Source organism: Snodgrassella sp. B3882 (assembly GCF_026535915.1).
In the GTDB taxonomy this organism is placed as follows: domain Bacteria; phylum Pseudomonadota; class Gammaproteobacteria; order Burkholderiales; family Neisseriaceae; genus Snodgrassella.
The window spans coordinates 1,029,628-1,051,106 of sequence record NZ_JAFNPF010000001.1; the positions used below are offsets into that span (position 1 = coordinate 1,029,628).

Genomic DNA, 21,479 nt, shown 5'->3' on the forward strand with positions numbered 1-21,479 from the left:
ATATTTACACATCTATCATATAATGCATAAATTTTAGCAGTTTCATCTATAACTAAAGCTACTTCACCCTTATAGATCCAATTATATTTAATGCTTCACATCCAATAATTTTTGGATATATTGATTATTAACACATCATATCCAATAAAAGATTTTTCTAATATAAAAGAGATATATCTGTCATTTAATATATTTTGGGGATGATAAATCTCTATTTTACCCAATTCAGAATAAAATTTTTTAAAACTAGCTAAAACAATATATCCTCTGTCTTTAAGCATATCTATCTCTTTTTCTATATCTATATGCCTATTCTCATACCAACCTTCTTGGTCTAATATTTTTTTAGTTGTTTGTGAAAAATATTTCTTGATCATGTTTATGATTTTTGAGCTGTCTTATCTTTTCTATTTTTTTAACTGGCAGCTTCTTTCTCAAGCTTTCGCTTCTACTTTTAATTTTTCTCTTCGATCTGATAATTTATATATGCAATAACTATCCCCTCCATCAGCACTAATGTCAGAATGGAATACGCAAATATTCATCAGGATAAAGGCAGCTCAACTCAGCTTAATCTAAAAAACCTTTCTTTTTTAATTCCTGATCATTCATATAATCTTTGTATAGTAAATAACATACCATCCCTATAATAGGCATGAATATTACTAACATTAAAAGTATTAGAACGGCACACATTATCACACTCCTTCAAGAATTTATTTCCTGGCCCCAACAAAATAATGTTGTTCCATTAAATTTACTTCTTTAATACAGGTAATACTTAACATATCACAAAACGCCTAAATGCTTGGCAAATCATTTTTTAATGATCCTTTTCCAAAATAACTAAGTATGCTTCGCGATCCCAGAATAGCATCATACGACGTATCTCTCTTTCCATAGTCACAACCCGCCATCCTTGCTTAGCATGTTTATTGATGAATGCAGTAAATTTAATCGGATCTACTTTAGCTGAGCCTAATATCAACGATGATAGCATAGCTTCTTGATAAATGATGACTTTATATTCTTTCATTAAATAATCCCAACATCAATTAATAACAACTTCAAAATTATAATCTTCTAACAAATATTAAGTAATAGTACTAAAAAACTAATTTATATTAGCTAAATGATAAAATTAACGCAAGTTTTAAACATCATTAAATGAATTAAAAAATTTAGTTGGCAAGCTCATTCATGATATGATTGCTAATGTAAAGGCAACATTAACAGGCAAATATTAGAAGCTATTGCTGACACTTTAGTTCAAGAAGTATTCAAAACATAAGAAGGCTCTGGAAAACATGTAGATAGAAATGGTTGGTAATCTTTAGAAAATAAAGGTATTGCTAATGAAGTGTTACAAAAATATATCGTGAGTGAGAACCTTATGCATTACCAAGAGGTATAGATAAATCAGGTAAAGGAGGGGGATGTAAAGCAGCTTTAAATAATCAATTCCTTAATGCCGAAATTACTCATAGTTTTGATTATCCAGATTCAACAAAAGAAACTAGAACAGCTAGAGAAGCTGCAAAGGCTGAAAGAAAACTGATTTTTCAACAAGATCAATAAAACCAGTTTATCCTGCTAATAAAGGAGAAGAATGAAAAATAAACTAGAGCAAATCAAATTATTTTTTAGAGATAATTTAATTATAAAAAACTATAACAATGATTTAAGAGATAGTTTAAATATTGAAGATGCAAATATACTATTCAATATAGGGTTACCAAATTCGACAGAATTAGATTTTAAATTTACAAAAGAAATTAAATATCTAAATAATAATGAATTAATTTTAGATGATAGTGAAAATGGAAAGATAATATACAATATTACAAATAAGCAAGTATATTTATTTTTTCCTTCAGATAAGAAAAAAATGATATTAAATGATGGATTATTTCAGTTTCTATTCTCTATATATTATTATGAATTATTTTTAAATAATTGGAAAAATGATAAAACAAATAGAGCACATTACTTTAATGATTTTGAAAAAAAAATGAATATATTAAATCATAATTATGAAAGTTTAGATTATTATTGGGAAGCAATTATAGAAGAGTTATCACCTATTTAACAAAGAATTCAATAAGTTTATTATTTCTACCAATAGAACTGATTATTATAAGAATTCTTTCTGTAAATGGATTTGTGGGAAGGTCTGTGTTTGCTGTTTATCGAGGAGCTAATGTGTATTGCATGTCCGATACCAAGGATTTGATGCCGGACAGGTTGCCAAAACTTCTGCCCAAAGTTTTGGTTCTAAGAAACGGCCGGCTATCATTTAGGAGAAAGTGTAGTTGATGCAGGAGCAGCCCTTAAAGATGATTTTTCTATAAATAGTATAAATTTGATGATAGAAAATTTATCAAAACATAAAACATGAAAGCTCAATGTGGACAATATAACTTATTTTAGTCATAAATTCTAAGATAAATGTGCCAAACGCATAACTTAACACCAATTCAAGCCCTTTTTTAAAACTAGAATACTTTATAGGATAAGAGGATTTAAACTAAAAAGTTTTAATATATGATTTAGTAGATTCATTTTTTTCTTTTAAAACTCAGTACCTGCTGTTTCAACTGACCAACACAGCGAAATTATTCTGTCATTGATAACTGCCGATTTTGCCCAGTTGGGTTGAAAACATCCAAAAATAATATGGAGTTATACTTCTAATAATAATACATCAACATTTTTTATATCAAATATATCGTTCAACGTACCGATACCATTCAGGACTTAAAGCAGACTTAATTTCCTACTTTTTAATCTTAGAAATTTAGGTTTTTTGTCGCTGTAAATGAACACATTGATGGCATAAATTCACGTGTAAAAAACTTAAATTCTCATCATTTCGCATTAAACTTTACAGTTATTCTTTTATTATTATTGGTGATGAATAATATGGCAAATAGTTATGGAGAAATTAAGATAATAAATTGTAGACTCCGATTAAATTAAGCAATGATAAATTAAAGATTTAATAATGTTGATTATTATTAATGATCTGTAAAACAATCTTGAGACAAAATATTGGGTTAAACTGTTAAATAAATGATCCAATATAACATTTACTATATATTTAACTTGAATTTAATTTTTGCAAAAAAATTACAATATAATCGATACTCAAACTTAAATTTGATAGTTAAGCTAAAAATATAATATTTCGAAATATCAATAAATAAAAACCAAATATGATTTTAAATCAAATCATATTAGCTATTTTTCGTTATGACAATTCACAATTATAAAAAGCAATAAATTAAAAAAATACTCAAATAACTCAAGTACTAATGTTTATAGATAAATAAAATCAAAGCATACCATGCACTATTAAGTGAAAATTAGTTAAGATATGTAGTATAATACATGGTGTAGATGACTTAATTTAACCAATGCTTAACATTAAAAAATAAAAATAAATAATATTTGAAATGTCAATACGCAACTTATTGATCACTTCAAACTATTAAAAAATAACATTTGCATAGACGTAATGATTAATTGCAGCAGTCATTTCTTGGATAATATTATAAGGAGTAATCATGTCAGAAAGTTTTCAAAACGAAGTACCACCAGCACGTGTCAATATCAAACTAGATTTACATACTGGTGGAGCGAAAAAACAGGTTGAATTGCCATTAAGATTATTAGTTGCAGGAGATTTCAGTTTTAAAGATAGTGATACTCCTTTGGCAGAACGAGAAAAAATCTCCATTAATAAGAACAACTTCGATGCAGTTCTTACAGAAATGAATCCAAGTGTCAAACTCTCTGTACCCAATGCACTGGCTGATGATGATTCAGAAATTCCGGTTAATCTTGATTTCAAATCCATGAAAGATTTTCATCCAGAACACATAGTCCAGCAAGTACCTGAACTGAAATCATTACTGGCAATGCGTAACCTGTTAAGAGATTTGAAATCAAATATTCTTGACAATGCAGTATTACGCAAAGAACTGGAGAAAATCCTACAAGACAAAAATTTATCAGATGAGTTGCGAAAAGAATTAGAAGCCATCTCACCGATTATTTCTAAAGAATAAAAAATTAGGGGATTAAAACATGCAGAAAAATATGCAGAAAAACGCCTCAGCTCAGGCAAAAGACGCCGTAAAACAATCTGTTTATGAATCATTATTTGACAAAATAAATCTGAACACCGTTTCAACAGCACCAACCTTTGATCATTTTACTAATAACACGGCCTTGTCAGAGTCTGCTACTAATGAGCGTATTTCAGTTGCGATCAATGTATTTTTGAAAATGATTCAAGATAGTTCACAAACTGTTGATAGATTGGATAAAACATTATTAGATTTTCATATCGCAAAACTGGATAAATTAATCAGTAACCAGTTAGATAACATCCTGCACCATCCTGAATTCCAGGCAATTGAAGGTACTTGGCGTGGATTAAAATTTTTAGTCGATCGGACCGATTTTCGGCAGAATGTCAAAATTGATGTACTTGATATTTCCAAAGATGCACTTATACGCGATTTTGAAGATTCTCCAGAAGTCATCCAAAGTGGTCTATATAGCCATACCTATATCAATGAATACGATACTCCAGGTGGGCAGCCATTTGCTTCAATTATTTCTGCCTATGAATTTAATCGTTCACCACAAGATATCGAATTGCTGAGGAACATATCTAAAGTTTCTGCTGCTGCACATATGCCTTTCATCGGTTCCGTTGGTGCTGAATTTTTCGGCAAAGAATCAATGGAAGAAGTCGCTTCCATCAAAGATATTGGTAATTATTTTGACCGTGCTGAATACATCAAATGGAATAGCTTCCGTAACACTGATGATGCTCGTTATATTGGTCTTACCTTACCACGGTTCCTAGCACGTTTGCCATATGGTAGCGATACCGTTCCAGTTCGCAGTTTTAATTATACTGAAGAAGTTAAGGGTCCTGATCACAACCGCTATTTATGGTCAAATGCCACATTTGCCTTTGCAGCCAATATGGTAAGAAGTTTTATTAAAAACGGTTGGTGTGTACAAATTCGTGGACCACAGGCAGGCGGAATGATTGAAAATCTACCAATCCACCTATATGACTTGGGTTCTGGTGCTCAGATGAAAATTCCAACCGAGGTATTAATACCAGAAACACGAGAATTTGAATTTGCCAATTTAGGTTTTGTTCCACTATCTTTCTACAAAAATCATGACTTTGCCTGCTTTTTTTCAGCAAATTCAACACAGAAACCAGCACTATACGATACGAAAGAAGCGACAGCCAATAGTCGCATCAACTCTCGTTTACCTTACATATTTTTGTTGTCTCGCTTAGCGCATTATCTCAAATTGATTCAGCGAGAAAACATAGGTATGACTAAAGATCGTCGTGTTTTAGAAGTGGAAATGAATAACTGGATTCAAAATTTGGTTACTGAAATGACCGATCCTAGTGATGAATTGCAGGCATCACATCCCTTACGCCAAGCTAAGGTAATGGTAGAAGATATTGAAGATAATCCTGGCTTCTTCAAAATCAAACTGTTTGTTATTCCGCATTTCCAAATTGAAGGCATGGATATAAACCTTTCACTGGTATCCCAAATGCCAAAAGCGAAAAAGTAGATCTTTTTAAAGCAAAGCAAAATCTACCGATGGTTATCTATCGGTAGAAAACAGCTACAGGAGAGAATAACAAAATGTCGCGTGCCATTATTTGTAAAGGAGATACAACTACGCACGGCGGGGTGGTGCTTGAAGGTGATCCGATGGTGAAAATTGAGGGAAGGTCTGTGGCGCGTAAAGGAGATAAAGTCAAGTGTCCCAAATGTTCAGGTATTCAATACATCGTTGAAGGCAGCCCTCAATTAACCGTGCAGGGGCGGCCTATGGTATTGGAAAACATGAAAACCAGCTGCGGAGCCCGTTTATTATCCCGGCAATCAATCGGTAAATGTAAATAATCCATACAGATAGAACAGGTTGTAATTTGAAGATCATTAATCCAATTTGGTACGAAGGTACCTTACTGTTACCACAAATCTTTCAACAGCAGGAATTAATGCAGCAGGCAAATGCGTTTAGTATATTAAAACATACACGTGTATTGCCTTGGGGCGTAATTCGTATGGATATTGATAACAATAGTTTGTCATTAAATAAGCTCAAATTGGCAGATTGTGCGGTATCCTTTCAAGATGGTACCTGGTTTGATTCCCATCAGATGCAGTTTTTACCTCCATCGCGTGATTTGTTACAGATGCCAGAAGATATTTTTGAAACAACCGTATATTTGACTCTGCCCGAACTCAATACGGTGGGCAGTAATCTGTTGGAAAATAACGATAATGCTCCATTAAGATATTCCAAGCAATTTACTGCAGTAACAGATTTATATGGTAGCCAACAAACAGAAATCGCAGAAAAACGCTTAAATTTCAGCCTAAAATTTGACTATGAAAACCGGCAGAATTTTTTGGCCATACCCATACTTCGTCTGATAAAAAATCAAAATAATCTGTGGCAACCAGATATAGAATATGTGCCGCCATTATTCAGTATAGGTAGCAATTCATTTTTGGTAGATATGCTATCAAGGCAAATACAAATATTGCTAAACAAAAGCCAGCGCTTAAGTTTTTTAAGGAAAGAACGAAACCAGCAATCAGCTGATTTTTTGGTATCCGATATTTCATTATTCTGGCTTTTAAATATACTAAACCAATCCATTCCAGAGATGGTGCTAATGCAAACACATAAAAGCATTGCACCCGAACACTATTACATACTTTTAGCACGAATCGTAGGCAGTTTGCTTTCATTTTCAACTGAGGCAAGTATTAAAGATATTCCATCCTACGATCCATTAAATCTAGGAATCACTTTCATTCGACTCAATGAAATGCTCATCGATTTACTGGATACCGTCATACCAACTGTTTTGGTTGTCATTGATCTGGAAAAAGTCGGAAATACTCGTTGGATTGGACACTTACAAGATTCGCGTCTGGATGAAGATACAGATTATTACATTTCAGTGCGAGCCAATGTTCCTTTGTATGAACTGCAAGAACGCTTTCCAAAATTATGCAAAATTGGTGCACCGGATGATGTAGAGCGTATTTTGCCATCTGCTTCTAATGGTATTCCATTACGAATGATGCAGCGTCTGCCCAGCGCCTTACCCATGCGCACAGAAGCAACCTATTTTGCATTGGATAAATCTTATCCTGGTTTTAAAACCATGATAGATGCAAGATCTTGTTGTATTTATTCTCCTAATTCATTTGATGGATTAAATATCGAATTATATGCGGTGCCAAATGAAAAATAACGAGATACCTAATTATGTACGCGAAAATTTGCGTCATTACATATTATTTGTAACCCGATTAAGCATGGGGCATGCCATACAAAATATGGAAGAAGTGCAATTACTTGCCATACATTTTGTGACAGAGTTTGATCAAAAACTCAGTGAAAACCACTTAACTGATCAGCAACGCAAACAGATTAGTTATGCACTCTATGCTCTCATTGATGAACTGGCATTGCGCTTTCTAGATAGTAAAAGCAAATTAGTCTGGGAAAGTAGTCCACTACAAGTTTCCCAGTTTGGTGAGTATGATGCTGGTATACAACTTTTTGAAGATATTCAAAATGAATTACATAAGCCAGATCCTTCTTTTTGGCTCCTTACTGTATGGCAACTGATATTCGCATTAGGATTTAATGGAAAATACTTATTTGAAGACACCCATAGACGTAATGAATTAATAGCAAAAATAGATATATTACTTCCAGAAATCATCATACCTACATTCCATTCCAACCGTAGGCTGCGTCCAATCAGCTTTCGTTCTTTTTCTGCCGTTAGCTGGAGTGTGGTTTTAATGTTATTTACCGTGGTGGTGTATCTGGTACTTAACAAATACCTCAGTAATCTAGTAGCAAGTATTGGATGAGGTAGCAAATGAGTAAACGTACATATTACACATTATTATTGATATGGATTGATTGCCTTTCCTTATATTTTATCTGGCAGATATGGGATATATACTGGGTGGTGAAAACCTGTCTAAGTATATTAATCATATTGGTTTGTGTTTTTTTGTGGTACCAAAACCAGTTTTGGTCTCGAAAACAAACTTCCACCAATATGCACAATATTCCTAAGTCACAACGCATCATCCTGGTTGCGGGAGATGATTTATCAGACTGGATCCAATCCTCTGAGCGATGGCGCTTATTGCGTGATGCAATGTGGGTTAGAGTTGAAGATTGCACAGAGCTAATTAATATCTATCAGACTCTAGATGAACAAAATAAAATCGTCAATGGTATTTTATTGATACTCAATCCTGATAAATATCCCCACGTTGCTGCGCTTGAGCAGCGACTTTCGCAGTGGCGGCAAGAAATCGAAACCATTCAGGGTTTATACAAACGCAAGATACCATTAACTTTAGCAATCCATACTAATTTGTTGGATGAAAATTTAGAATATTGGCCGCAAAATATCACCAATCACTTGTGTCGACAGCGCAATGAAGTTCATCATTACTATGCCTGCCTGCAAAAACAACTCGATAACTATGCTGCTTCAAGCGCGACACAAAAAGCACAACTAAGTTACACCACAGTTGCCACACTTTATATGAGCACTCAATGGCTTCTTCAATATGTCATCAAAAATTTATTACCTGAAAAACCATACCATAACTCACTGTATTTAGTAGCAAGTGTCTGGATCAACAGCTTTAATAACAATCAAGATGCAGATTGGCGAAAATTCGAAATTAAAAAGACCGGTTTTGTTACCCCCAGCCATAGCGTTAATGTCAATGGGCTTAAAAACTTTCCTAACATCGAAAGTAATTTCGTTCGTCAACATTATTTAAGTGAAAATACAAAATATCTGTGCTACGCAATAAATTGGTTTTGGTTATTTTGTTTGATCGGGACAACTTATTCTTATATAGAAAACAAAAATTGGTTACACCAAGTCATAGCTGCACATCAGCATTACATAACCATTCCACCCCATTTGGAAAACGAACGTCTTGACAGTATCAAAAACTTAAAGCTTATTCAGCAAACATTACAAGATTACCAGTCATACGGAGAACCGAGAAAGATGGGCTTTGGCCTATATCGAGCCACAAAATTACTACCAATTATTAATAATGACATTAACAATTTTCAAATAAAGAAACAAAAAGAACAAATCATCCGTCTTGATACCACAGCGCTATTTGATGTGGGACAAAGCGAGCTCAAACCGGATGCCAAACTGGTTTTACAAGGCGTGTTGACCTGGGTACAGGCAAACCCTAATAAACGAGTACTAATAGATGGTCATACCGACAATACCGGCAATACCGCCAGTAATAAAATTTTGTCACTCAACCGTGCCGAAGCAGTGCGTAACTGGTTGGTAAATGCTTCGATTTTTCCGGAGGATCATTTTACCGTACAAGGATATGGGGACAGTAAACCCATAGCAAGCAACGACGACCCACAAGGGCGTAGTAAAAACCGTCGTGTCGAAATTACCTTGGTCGATATGAACCATAACGACTAATGTAATATTTATTAACTTATAAAAGGAAATTCATATGGCTATTCCAGCATATTTATGGATCAAAGATGATGGGGGTTCAGACATTAAAGGGTCTGTTACAGTACAGGATCGTGAAGGCTCAGTAGAAGTATTGGCTTTTGACCATGATGTATATATTCCTACTGACGGCAATACCGGAAAATTGACAGGAACACGAGTTCACAAGCCCATTTCTTTTGTTAAAGAATATGATGCATCATCACCATATCTATACAAAGCAGTGACTAGTGGTCAAAACCTCAAAACATTAGAGTTTAAATGGTATCGCATAGACGATGCGGGTCAGGAAAAAGAATATTTCAACACATTGCTTGAAAATGTGAAAGTAGTGGCCGTGCGTCCAAAAATGCATAACATCAAAGAAATTAGCAAAGAACGTTATAACCACCTTGAGGAAGTGGAGTTACGTTATGAAAAAATCACCTGGTCATATAAAGATGGCAATATTGTTCATTCAGACAGCTGGGTAGAAAACCGCTAATTTCAACTAAACGAAGGCGCAAATAGACAGGCGCCTTTTTCGATATCTGCTGGAGTCGCAATGAAAGATTCAATGCAATTATTAAGAAAACTCAATGAAAACAGTGCCAGAGCACTTAACGAGGCCGCCAACTTTTGCCTTAGCCGAGGACATCAGGAAATATTGCCTGAACATTTTCTCGTTAAACTGCTTGAAACAGATAATAATGACCTGAATCTCATATTGCGACAGAACGAAATCAACATAAATCGCCTTTGGGATGATTTATTAACCGGACTAGACAAATTACCCTGGCAGCGGGTGCCACAGAAACCAGAATTATCACGCGCTCTTCTAAAATGGATAGAACAAGCGTGGATGCTTTCTTCAATAGAGCATAACCAGGAAGAAGTTCGATCATTACATTTGCTACAGGCAATACAAAAAATTCCCAGCATTTTTACCCTTACCGATCTGTGGCAGTTACTCATATTCCGTGCAGGGCAGCTCGCCGAAGCTGGACGTTGGCTTGATCAATATTCAGTTGAAGCCCAAATACAAAAAGATAATCAAATCACCCCTAATTCAGAATATCAACCATTACACAGCAAAGAAGCCGATGCAGAAGCTGCCCAAAATATAATCAAAGACTTGCAGCCTCAACAGTCACCTGCTGAGCTTGAGGCATTATCACGTTTTACCATCAATCTGACCCAACGTGCCAAAGATGGCCATATAGATGCCATTTTCGGGCGTGATGATGAAATTAGCCAAATTGAAGACATTCTCAGTCGCCGGCGTAAAAATAATCCTATTTTAGTAGGCGAGCCTGGCGTGGGTAAAACCGCTCTGGTAGAAGGATTGGCGCTAAAAATTGCTCAAGATGAAGTAGGTGCACACCTAAAAAATACCCATATTCTGGCTCTAGATATGGGACTGTTGCAGGCAGGATCAGGCATGAAAGGAGAATTTGAACAGCGCTTAAAAACGGTTATTGAAGCCATCCAACATGCCCCCGTACCCACCATCCTGTTTATAGACGAAGCACACACAATTATCGGGGCAGGTAATCAAGCTGGAGGTTCCGACGCAGCCAATCTGCTCAAGCCTGCTCTTGCACGGGGTCAACTACGCACCATCGCAGCCACAACTTGGTCCGAATATAAACAGTATTTTGAAACTGATGCAGCCCTAGAGCGTCGTTTTCAACCCGTAAAAGTAGATGAACCGGACGATGAAAAAGCTTGTCAAATGTTACGTGGTATAGCTCGATTATATGCCGAGCATCATCAAGTTCATATCAAAGATGATGCCATCAAAGCAGCTGTTACCTTATCACGACGCTATTTACCAGACCGACAGTTACCGGATAAAGCCATTGATTTACTTGATACCGCAGCAGCCAAAGTGCGACTGGGTTTACAAACCTTACCTTTAAATCTTATCAAAAAAATTTCCTTCCATAACGCTTTGCAAGAAGAAATTGAACGCCTACAACAAGACAATTTACTTGGTCATCAAATCGATACCGATCGATTAGAATCTTGTCGCCAACAACTGCATCAACTACAACAGCAAATCGAAACAGAGAAACAGAACTTTGAAGCAGAACAAAATGCTGCGCAAGCAGTACTATCTGCACGCCAAGATAGCGCAGACCATAACAACATACACCAACATAACCAAGCATTTAATAAACTTCAGCAAAACATCAGATTGGATGTTGACCAGCAAGTTATTGCCAGCGTGATCAGCGAATGGACAGGAATACCAGCAGGACGAATGCTTGACGATGAAATTAAGCGCCTTATGACCTTGGCCGAACAGCTGAATAGCGAAATCATTGGTCAGGAGGACAGCGTTAATCGCATTGTTGATCACATCCGGACTCAAAAAGCGGGATTAGGTGAAGCCAATAAACCACTGGGTATTTTTCTGCTTACCGGTACTTCTGGAGTGGGAAAAACCAAAACAGCCAAAGCATTAGCAAAGGCATTATTTGGTAGCGAAGACACCATGATCACCATCAACATGTCAGAATATCAAGAAGCACATACCGTTGCACAACTTAAAGGTGCACCTCCGGGGTATGTTGGTTATGGTAAGGGGGGAGTGCTCACCGAAGCAGTGCGTAAACGTCCTTATTCAGTGGTGCTACTGGATGAAATTGAAAAAGCACACCCCGACGTCCTCAATATATTTTATCAAGTATTTGACCAAGGAATGATGCGCGACGGAGAAGGGCGCATCATCAACTTCAAAAATACCATATTGATGATGACGTCCAATTTAGGCAGCGAAGAACTGCAGCATGCGCCTGAAGCGGATTTGTCTACCCGGTTGGAACTTGTCGATCAATCCTTACGAACCGTACTTGCTCCTGCATTATTAGGACGCATGAATGTTCTGGCGTTTCGACCCTTATCAATGGGCAATATGCAAATAATCATCCGCCAACAATTGGACCATATCGTGAATAAAATAGATCTTCAGTTTGGCGTAACCTGCCAATACAGTGAAGATTTAGTAACCGCATTGGCACAAACAACAACAGGGCATGATCTGGGAGTACGATATTTTGAGCAAATGCTGCAACAGCAAATTATGCCCGAATTGGCTAAACAACTACTACTGGAGAAACAGCAGGGGCAAAATAGTGCCTACATTCATCTTAGCTTGGGCGAGCAAGGACTTACTATCACCCTAAGTGATAAACCGATCATTGAAGAGACGGCAGAAATTAACCGCGATATTCAAACTGAAACAGAATTGCCCGCAGCATAAAATAACTCATCAATACCTTAGCAACCATGACATATCAATGACCATAATATTAAATTCTTCAAATAAGTTAATTAATATATTGGCATAAATCGACTAAGCCGTGGATTATGAAATATCCCAAAGGATAAAGCAATGAGTAAAACAAAAATTGGTTTAGCAATATTGGCACTAGTGGCACTAAGCAGTTGTACACCACGATTTGAGCCATTTGTGGGCATCACCTCAGGCAAAAACCGTGCCTATGCCGCGCCGGTGGAAGCAATAGAATACAATTATGAAAATTTGTCCGGTGGCAGTATTGGTGGGGGCTGTATACCGAAAACGCCGGGAGTGGATGATTACGATGTGGGCAAAAAACGCTATGGCGGCGGCTCAACCTGTGGCGCTGCGGCTCTACGGGCAAAATGGACACCAGGAATGAGTATGCGTATTTATTGGGAACTTATACCTTATCCGGGGTGGCGACCCAGAGGTTTAAAAATGCCGGGTATGGTAGTTGATCGTGAGCAATTAGAGATTATTAAACAATATGATGAATATTATTCCACCGAAATACCATTGCCACCGCCACCGCCGTCAGCCGGGGATGATTTTGGTAAGGTAGCAAATATCACCCTGCATTTTTTACCATGTAACCAGATATTCATTACCTATGGCACCGTAGAGGAGGGACGCAATTCAGTGCTCAGACAAATGTTTGATGAAAGCCAGAAGCTATGTACGCCAAGACCGAGTGTTAAATCAATGGCAGATTACCGTAAGCATAAAGCCAAAATGGATGCGGTTAAAGCGGAGCGAAAACAGCTGCCGCAAATTATCCTGCCGCGCTATATTAAGCAGTTAGAGGCAGAGGGTAAATTACCAGTAAGCAGCAGTAAAAAATAAGGTAGGGAGAAGAAAATGACTGATCAAAACAAGATAATAAGGTTGATTCTTTGGTCATTTTTATATGATAAAAAAATAATTAAAATATAGTGATGTAGAAGAGGAAAAAACCAAAAATCATCCATATCCCAAAGGATAGAGCAATGAGTAAAACAAAAATTGGGTTGTCCATTTTGGCACTGTTAGTCCTAAGCAGTTGTACACCACGGTTTGAGCCATTTGTGGGCATCACTTCGGGCAAAAACCGTGCCTATGCTGCGCCGGTGTATGCCATAGAATACAATTATGAAAATTTGTCCGGTGGCAGTATTGGCGGGGGCTGTATACCCAATACGCCAGGAATAGATGATTATGATGTGGGCAAAAAACGCTATGGCGGGGGCTCAACCTGTGGCGCAGCAGCTCTGCGGGCAAAATGGACACCAGGAATGACTATGCGTATTTATTGGGAACTCTTCCCTTATCCTGGTTGGCGACCCAGAGTATTGAAGGTACCGGGTTTAGTACTTGATCACGAGCAATTAAAAATTATTGACCAATATGATGAATATTATTCCACTGAAATACCATTGCCACCACCGCCACCCTCTGCCGGTGATGATTTTGGTAAGGTAGCGAATATCACAGTGCATTTTTTACCATGCAACCAGATTTTTATTACCTACGGGACCATAGAAGAAGCACGCAATTCAGTGCTCAGACAAATGTTTGATGAAAGCCAGAAGCTGTGTACGCCACGCCCCAGTGTTAAATCAATGGCAGATTACCACAAACATAAAGCCAAAATGGATGCGGTCAAGGCGGAGCGAAAACAGCTGCCACAGATTATTTTGCCACGCTATATTAAGCAGTTAGAGGCAGAGGGTAAATTGCCGGTAAGCAGCAGTAAAAAATAAGGGAGGGAGAAGAAAATGGCTGATGAAAATGAGATTAACAAAGAAGAATCTGCTACTTCTTTAACCCGGGATAGCAGCAATCAGGTAGGGGGAAATAAATATTCTTTATTTAATCGGAGGTCGCAAACCAATGCGGTGAATATGCCCGACCCAGACGAAGACAAGAAACACAAAGACAGAAAACGAAGGAATCGCAAAAACAAACCGCGCAAAAGCTGGGATGAAAAAAACGCGTTGGAAAAGGCAGCGAGTACAGTTGCTCGGGAGCTGAGAAAAGCCGCCAAGGGAGTAAAAGATGTCGGCAGGGAAATGCAACAAACAGGGCGGGAGCTGGAAGCGCTTGGAGAGAAAATCAAAGATAAGGTACAGGATGCGCTGGGAGAGATACTGCCGGGTAAAAATATCAAATTTAAATGATCGCTTAATATAGCAAAATAGTATATTGGCATATAACTAACTCAATGATAAAATAACGATAATCAGTAAATATATCTTAATGATTAATCAATATGTTTACATTGCCTAATTAGGGTAAAAAATGCTAATTTAAAGTCTAAAAATAACAGAATAAAAAAACTAATGATGTAGAAGCGGAAAAACCAAACATCATCCATATCCCAAAGGATAGAGCAATGAGTAAAACAAAAATTGGGTTAGCAATATTGGCACTGGTGGTATTAAGCAGTTGTACACCACGGTTTGAGCCCTTTGTGGGCATCACCTCGGGTAAAAACCGCACCTATGCCGCGCCGGTGGAAGCAATAGAATACAATCATGAAGATATAGTTGGTGGCAGTATTGGTGGAGGCTGTATACCCAATACGTCGGGAGTGGATGATTATGATGTGGGCAAAAAACGCTATGGCGGGGGCTCAACCTGTGGCGCAGCGGCTCTACGGGCAAAATGGACGCCGGGAATGACTATGCGCATTTCCTGGGACCTTCTACCTTATCCAGGTTGGCGACCCAGAGTATTGAAGGTGCCGGGTCTAGTACTGGATCACGACCAGTTGAAAATTATGAATCAATATGATGAATATTATTCCACAGAAATCCCTTTGCCACCGCCGCCGCCATCAGCAGGGGATGATTTTGGCAAGGTAGCAAATATTACGGTGCATTTTTTAGCGTGTAACCAGATATTTATTACCTATGGCACCGTGGAAGAAGGTAAAAATGGGGTGTACTGGAAACTGTTTGATGAAAGTCAAAAGCTATGTACGCCACGACCGAGTGTTAAATCGATGGCAGATTACCGCAAACATAAAGCCAAAATGGATGCGGTTAAGGCAGAACGAAAACAGCTGCCGCAAATTATCCTGCCGCGCTATATCAAGCAGTTAGAGGCAGAGGGTAAATTGCCGCTAAGCAGCAGTAAAAAATAAGGGAGGGAGAAGAAAATGGCTGATCAAAACAAGATAATAAGGTTGATTCTTTTGTTATTTTTATATGATAAAAAAATAATTAAAATATAGTGATGTAGAAGAGGAAAAAACCAAACATCATCCATATCCCAAAGGATAGAGCAATGAGTAAAACAAAAATTGGGTTAGCAATATTGGCACTGGTGGCACTAAGCAGTTGTACACCACGGTTTGAGCCATTTGTGGGTATCACCTCTGGTAAAAACCGCGCCTATGCCGCGCCGGTTGAAGCAATAGAATACAATTATGAAAATGTATCTGGGGGCAGCATTGGCGGAGGCTGTATACCCAATACGCCGGGAATAGATGATTATGATGTGGGCAAAAAACGCTATGGCGGTGGCTCAACCTGTGGCGCAGCAGCTTTGCGGGCAAAATGGACACCAGGAATGAGCATGCGAATATCGTGGAAACTCTTACCTTATCCGGGTTGGCAGCCCAGAGGTTTAAAAGTGCCAGGTATGGTACTTGATCATGACCAATTAAATATCATGAAAGAATATTATGAATATTATTCCACCGAAATACCGTTACCGCCGCCGCCACCGTCAGCCGGGGATGATTTTGGTAAGGTAGCGAATATTACGGTGCATTTTTTGGCGTGTAACCAGATATTTATTACCTATGGCACCGTGGAAGAAGGTAAAAATGCGGTGTACTGGAAGCTGTTTGATGAAAGTCTAAAGCTATGTACGCCACGACCGAGTGTTAAATCAATGGCAGATTACCGTAAGCATAAAGCCAAAATGGATGCGGTTAAAGCGGAGCGAAAACAGCTGCCGCAAATTATCCTGCCGCGCTATATTAAGCAGTTAGAGGCAGAGGGTAAATTACCAGTAAGCAGCAGTAAAAAATAATGGAGGGAGAAGAAAATGGCTGATGAGAATGAGATCAATAAAGAAGAATCTGCTAATTCTTTAACCCGGGATAGCAGCAATCAGGTTGGGGGAAATAAATATTCTTTATTTGATTGGTGGTCGCAAACCAATGCGGTGAATATGCCCGACCCAGACAAAGACAAGAAACACAAAGACAGGAAACGCAGGAATCGCAGAAACAGACGGCGCAAAAGCTGGGATGAAAAAAACGCGTTGGAAAAGGCAGCGAGTACAGTTGCTCGGGAGCTGAGAAAAGCCGCCAAGGGAGTAAAAGATGTCGGTAGGGAAATGGAACAGACAGGGCGGGAGCTGGGTGCGCTTGGTGAGAAAATCAAAGATAAGGTACAGGATGCGCTGGGAGAAATACTGCCGGGTAAAAATATCGAATTTAAATGGCCGGTAACGCATAAGCCAAAAATCTTTCCAACCGAACCGGGTGGGCGGTTGCCGGCATCCATTGAGGAGATACAGAAAAATCGTGGCGATTGTTTTTATCAAGATCGCAACAAGGCAAAACCCTGCCAGAAAATTTTAAAAATCAGCTTTTTCTTTGATGGCACCAATAATCATGAAAAAGCGGATAAGGTGGTGAGTGGGGCAAAACCGCCGAGTGAAGCTGAATTGAAAGCAAAACAGGAGCCAGCGCCACAGGCCAAAATGATCACAGCGTTTACCTATCCGCGCACCAGCAATGTGGCGCGGCTGTATCATGCTTGTATGGGTGCAGGTGGTGCACCAGGTGATAATAATCGTGACCGGGTGATGATCGAAAATGGCTGGTTTCGGCATTATATACAAGGAGTGGGAACGCGGTTTGAAGAAATTGGCGATTTGAATCCCGGTTTTGCCGGCGAGGCATTTGCCCGTTATGGGCAGGCAAGAATTTGTTGGGCACTGACGCGTTTATGTCATTCATTAGGCATATGCAAGGTTTATAATGAAAAAAGCCTAGAATTGGCTGAGGCACAACAAATGATCAAAAGCATGGATTCGCCGATTGGGCGGAAAGAGCAGCTGGATCAATTTATTGATGCCTTGGTAGAGGCACCAGGTAATCAGCCGCAGCCACAAGCGATTAAGCTATATGTGGTCGGCTTTTCGCGCGGGGCGGCCGAAGGACGGACTTTTATCAACTGGTTGCTGGATTATCTGCTGGAGCGGCCAGAAAACGCTCAAGCCAAGGAGCAACTGGAACAATTAATGCAGCAGCGCGCCGAACAGCGCGCCAAGCTGCGGAAGTATTATCGCGACTATCCAAGCAAAGAAATCGAAGCGATAGAACAAGCTAAAAAACAAGAAGAAGAGGCAAATGGCGGCCCAACCCAAAAAAAGGCAAAAACGGAGGATTCATCCGAGGATGATAGTTCGCAGCAAGATGATCATACCCAGCAAAATGCCAATGCACAGCAAGGTGCCAATGCACAGCAAGGTGCTGATGCAAAACAGGAAAAAGAAGGAAATGCGGTCAAGCCGGAGTTTATTTATCTTAAGCTCAGAGGTATTCCGATTACGGTAGAGATGGCGGGTTTATTTGATACTGTTGCCAATGTGGGGATGTCGCCGCTAGTTTCCATGATCAGCGGGCATTTTAGCTGGGCGCATGGCACCATGTCGCTGGAGCGTGCGGCGGCGGCGCGATTTGTCAAAAGTTGCTATCATTTTGTTGCCGGTCATGAACAGCGGAAAAGTTTTTCGGTGGAAAGTATTTGTATTGATGGTGGCTATCCGTATGGTGGTGGCAGTGAGTTTCGCGAATATACTTATCCGGGGGTGCATGCGGATATTGGCGGTGGCTATCCGCCTGGGGAACAGTTTAAAAGTAATTTTGGTATGGGACATGTGGTATCACAGGTGGCATTGCATGATATGTATGCACGCTGCTGGGAGCATGGTATGCCCATGCAGATTTGGGCCAAGCAGCCGGATTTATTAGAAGAAATGGAGAGAAAGCCAAAGTTTCAGCTTAAAAATTATGAAAAAATGGATAATGACTCTTTAGAAGAATTTGAAACTCAAACTGAGATGGTTACGCGCTTTAATGCCTGGCGCGATATCTCGGTTACGGATAATTTGGATCAGAATTTGCGTCAGCAAGTGCATCATATTACCGCCTGGCGGATTTTGCGCTGGGTAAGGAAAGGAGTGAAAGGCTATGCCGACTTTCTGGGTTTGGAAATTTTTAGAGCTACGGGCACAGCGGGCGAGAAAGAGAAATATGAACAGGTATCAGCGCGCGAAAAGATTATTCGGCAGGGGCGTAGTCAGGCAAATGAAGAAGCGCGAGCGAAGAATGGTGGTGGCAGTTTGCCGCCTACAGAGCAGCCGGATCTGACTAAAGATGATCAACTATGGCAGCAGGCGGGCTTAGGCAATATTCCGCCGGAAAAGCGCGGTGAATTTTTAAAAGGTATGATCAATAAAAATTATGATCCGCGCAATGATGGTTGGGATATGCTGGAAAGTGCCAAGGAATTCAACGCTGATTATTTGCATTTTTTCCGGTTTGAATCCTTTTTATCGTTGGGCTTTTGGTTAAAAGCCTTTGCCGGCAGTGTGTATATGCTAAATAATGAGGATGAAGCCGCCGAATTTAAGGATATTCACGATAAAGGGACGGCATTATATTTTGGTAAAAAGAAAGACGAGCCAACACCAGCGATACCCTTGCCGCCTAGTCAGGATGATGGCTTTAAAGATGATCCTAGTGTGGAAATACAAACTGCGCAAAAGGGACAAACTACACCAACAGCGCAAGTGTCCAATGCACCAGTGCCAACTACGCCGCCATTCGCACCGAAATCAACAGAGAGTGATTCATCGTTAAAAGAGATGATTAAGGACGCCGATCTGGGCAGTTTGATTACCGGGATCGGTATTGATGTACTTAACCACAAAATGGAGCGCATCAAGGCTGCTCAGCAAGCAGCAATAGAGGGTAAAAAACTGAAAAAACCAAAACTCAAAGATGCGATTGCGTTGGGGCAGGATATTTGGAAGCGGCTTAAAACGAAAGATACCAGTGAAATACAGAAATTGCTGACACGGATTAAAAAAAGCCCGGAAGGATATAAACCTGATTTTCCGGCGGTGACGCAATTGTTTGATGAGCAAATACATGATTCACGCGCTAAATATATGCATACTTTGCTTGGTGATCGTGAACCATTTACCAGCTATTTTGCCCATCGGTTGATATTTAGTGGTTCGTTTTCCAATAAGCCGCTCACGCCGCTGATGTTGCAGAATAATCTTGTTGGACTAGTAGGTATTACTCGTAGTGCCTATATGTCAATACGGTATGGTAATCCAGCGTATATTTTACTCGGTTTGAATAATCCTGAATTTTTTATTACCGATGCTGATCGCAAGATTTTGGCAGAGCTGACGGATGGTATCGATGCTGTTGTCATTGATCCGGATACCGGCAAGGTGATAATGAGTGGCAAGAATGTCAAAAATTTAGTTGATTTATACAAAAAAGCGCAGAAAACCATTGAGCAGCTGCAAGAATCACTTAACCAAGCACAGGAATGGAAGAAAGACGATTTTATCGAGACGATAAAAAACGAAATTGTTCAGAACGGCGATGAAACCATTAAAAATCTGGAACAAATCAGAGAATTATTACAACAACAAAAAGAGGAATTGGCCAAGCTTAAAGAAGCGATTTTAGCCCATGCCGCTTCCAAAGCCGAGATGGAAAGTGCGGCAGCAGCAGATGAAGCCAATGCTGCTACCGCAGAAGCAGGCGGTGCTGAAACGGCGGCGAATGCGGAGGATGAGCTGGATAGTTTGCTGAAAAAAGTGGATGAAGAAATACAGCAATTACAACAAGCTATGCTGCCAGTGAAGCAAAATGGAGCAGCTGCTACGCCTGCGCAGGTGCAAAATTTGTTACGGCAGTTGGATATGGCTCCAGCTGACAATGCCCAACAATCTCTGCAGAATTTGGCTGCTACAGAACGGTTACCATTGGCTGGCAATATTGGGCTGGGAGAGAGTGTGCCGATGGATGGGTTGGCGCAAGGGGGTAAAGCAGTGGCGAATGGCAGTTCTCAGCTTGGGGCGATAGCGAATAATCAAGTGCATTTATTGCCGACACAGCAGCCATTTGCAGATATCAATCCGCAATCTATGGCTGAGTATTTACAGGCACAAATTAGCCAATATCAGCATCAATTGCATCAGCAAACGGCCAATACGCTGACGATGTTACACAATGGGGTGGATGACCCACAATCGCTGGCTCAGGCTTTTTATCGCAATGCTCAGGGAGATATTGCGGATCAGGCAGTGAATAATATTAGTAGATCCACTTTGGATACCTTGGGCTTGTCGCAACTGGAATTGGATGAGTTTCTACCAGAAAATATTGCTAATCGTAGTCAGACGGAAATTGCGCAACTAATTGAACAATTGCGCAGTGGAGATATTCCGACTGAATTGCGCTCTTTACCCTCACATCGTTTACAACTAATGGCTAAGGTATTGGAATGCTGGATAGGATAGATTTTGCTTTGCAGAGATCTGTAT

17 protein-coding genes are annotated in these 21,479 nt (G+C 39.3%); 15 read left to right on the forward strand and 2 right to left on the reverse strand.

The features are described 5' to 3' along the window. Positions 1-95 precede the first annotated feature (95 nt). Entirely contained in the window at positions 96-377 is a 282-nt protein-coding gene (locus J3U68_RS04435) for an SUKH-3 domain-containing protein (protein WP_267375094.1), read from the reverse strand. Positions 378-823: 446 nt separating this feature from the next. Next, positions 824-1,036, reverse strand: a complete 213-nt coding sequence (locus J3U68_RS04440) for a DUF4177 domain-containing protein (protein ID WP_267375096.1) — start codon at positions 1,034-1,036, stop codon at positions 824-826. Between the two features lie 573 nt (positions 1,037-1,609). On the opposite strand from J3U68_RS04440, the gene J3U68_RS04445 reads away from it, so the two are divergent. From J3U68_RS04445 to J3U68_RS04515, 15 genes are all read left to right on the forward strand, one after another. Further along, the gene (locus J3U68_RS04445) at positions 1,610-2,089 is read left to right on the forward strand and encodes a hypothetical protein (RefSeq protein WP_267375098.1); all 480 of its coding nucleotides are present in this window, start codon (positions 1,610-1,612) and stop codon (positions 2,087-2,089) included. 1,477 nt (positions 2,090-3,566) lie between these two features. Next, positions 3,567-4,070, forward strand: a complete 504-nt coding sequence (gene tssB / locus J3U68_RS04450) for a type VI secretion system contractile sheath small subunit (protein ID WP_267375100.1) — start codon at positions 3,567-3,569, stop codon at positions 4,068-4,070. Positions 4,071-4,089: 19 nt separating this feature from the next. Then, a complete protein-coding gene (tssC, locus tag J3U68_RS04455; RefSeq protein WP_267375102.1) occupies positions 4,090-5,622 on the forward strand; it encodes a type VI secretion system contractile sheath large subunit in 1,533 nt (510 codons plus the stop codon). Between the two features lie 74 nt (positions 5,623-5,696). Then, positions 5,697-5,960 carry a PAAR domain-containing protein gene (locus tag J3U68_RS04460; protein ID WP_267375104.1) on the forward strand — a complete coding sequence of 88 codons (264 nt, stop codon included), beginning with the start codon at positions 5,697-5,699 and terminating at the stop codon, positions 5,958-5,960. A 26-nt stretch (positions 5,961-5,986) separates the two neighbouring features. Further along, positions 5,987-7,330: a type VI secretion system baseplate subunit TssK gene (tssK, locus tag J3U68_RS04465; protein WP_267375106.1), complete on the forward strand. Its 1,344-nt coding sequence runs from the start codon at positions 5,987-5,989 to the stop codon at positions 7,328-7,330. After that, the gene (locus J3U68_RS04470) at positions 7,320-7,961 is read left to right on the forward strand and encodes a DotU family type IV/VI secretion system protein (RefSeq protein WP_267375109.1); all 642 of its coding nucleotides are present in this window, start codon (positions 7,320-7,322) and stop codon (positions 7,959-7,961) included. The genes tssK and J3U68_RS04470 overlap by 11 nt, the downstream gene beginning before the upstream one ends. An 8-nt stretch (positions 7,962-7,969) precedes the next feature. Next, positions 7,970-9,580 (forward strand): OmpA family protein, encoded by a 1,611-nt coding sequence (locus J3U68_RS04475; RefSeq protein WP_267375111.1) that lies wholly within the window; start codon positions 7,970-7,972, stop codon positions 9,578-9,580. A 34-nt stretch (positions 9,581-9,614) separates the two neighbouring features. Further along, the gene (locus J3U68_RS04480) at positions 9,615-10,100 is read left to right on the forward strand and encodes an Hcp family type VI secretion system effector (RefSeq protein ID WP_267375113.1); all 486 of its coding nucleotides are present in this window, start codon (positions 9,615-9,617) and stop codon (positions 10,098-10,100) included. A 60-nt stretch (positions 10,101-10,160) separates the two neighbouring features. Continuing rightward, a complete protein-coding gene (gene tssH / locus J3U68_RS04485; RefSeq protein ID WP_267375115.1) occupies positions 10,161-12,863 on the forward strand; it encodes a type VI secretion system ATPase TssH in 2,703 nt (900 codons plus the stop codon). Positions 12,864-12,995: 132 nt separating this feature from the next. Next, complete coding sequence (locus J3U68_RS04490) at positions 12,996-13,748, forward strand: DUF3304 domain-containing protein (protein WP_267375118.1); 753 nt, start codon at positions 12,996-12,998, stop codon at positions 13,746-13,748. Between the two features lie 143 nt (positions 13,749-13,891). Further along, positions 13,892-14,644, forward strand: coding sequence for a DUF3304 domain-containing protein (locus J3U68_RS04495; RefSeq protein WP_267375120.1), 753 nt, complete (start codon positions 13,892-13,894; stop codon positions 14,642-14,644). Between the two features lie 15 nt (positions 14,645-14,659). Further along, complete coding sequence (locus J3U68_RS04500) at positions 14,660-15,061, forward strand: hypothetical protein (protein WP_267375122.1); 402 nt, start codon at positions 14,660-14,662, stop codon at positions 15,059-15,061. 215 nt (positions 15,062-15,276) lie between these two features. Beyond that, positions 15,277-16,029, forward strand: a complete 753-nt coding sequence (locus J3U68_RS04505) for a DUF3304 domain-containing protein (protein WP_267375124.1) — start codon at positions 15,277-15,279, stop codon at positions 16,027-16,029. Positions 16,030-16,172: 143 nt separating this feature from the next. Then, on the forward strand, positions 16,173-16,925 hold the full coding sequence (locus J3U68_RS04510) for a DUF3304 domain-containing protein (RefSeq protein ID WP_267375126.1): 753 nt from the start codon (positions 16,173-16,175) through the stop codon (positions 16,923-16,925). A gap of 15 nt (positions 16,926-16,940) precedes the next feature. Beyond that, entirely contained in the window at positions 16,941-21,455 is a 4,515-nt protein-coding gene (locus tag J3U68_RS04515; RefSeq protein ID WP_267375128.1) for a phospholipase effector Tle1 domain-containing protein, read from the forward strand. Positions 21,456-21,479: the final 24 nt, after the last annotated feature.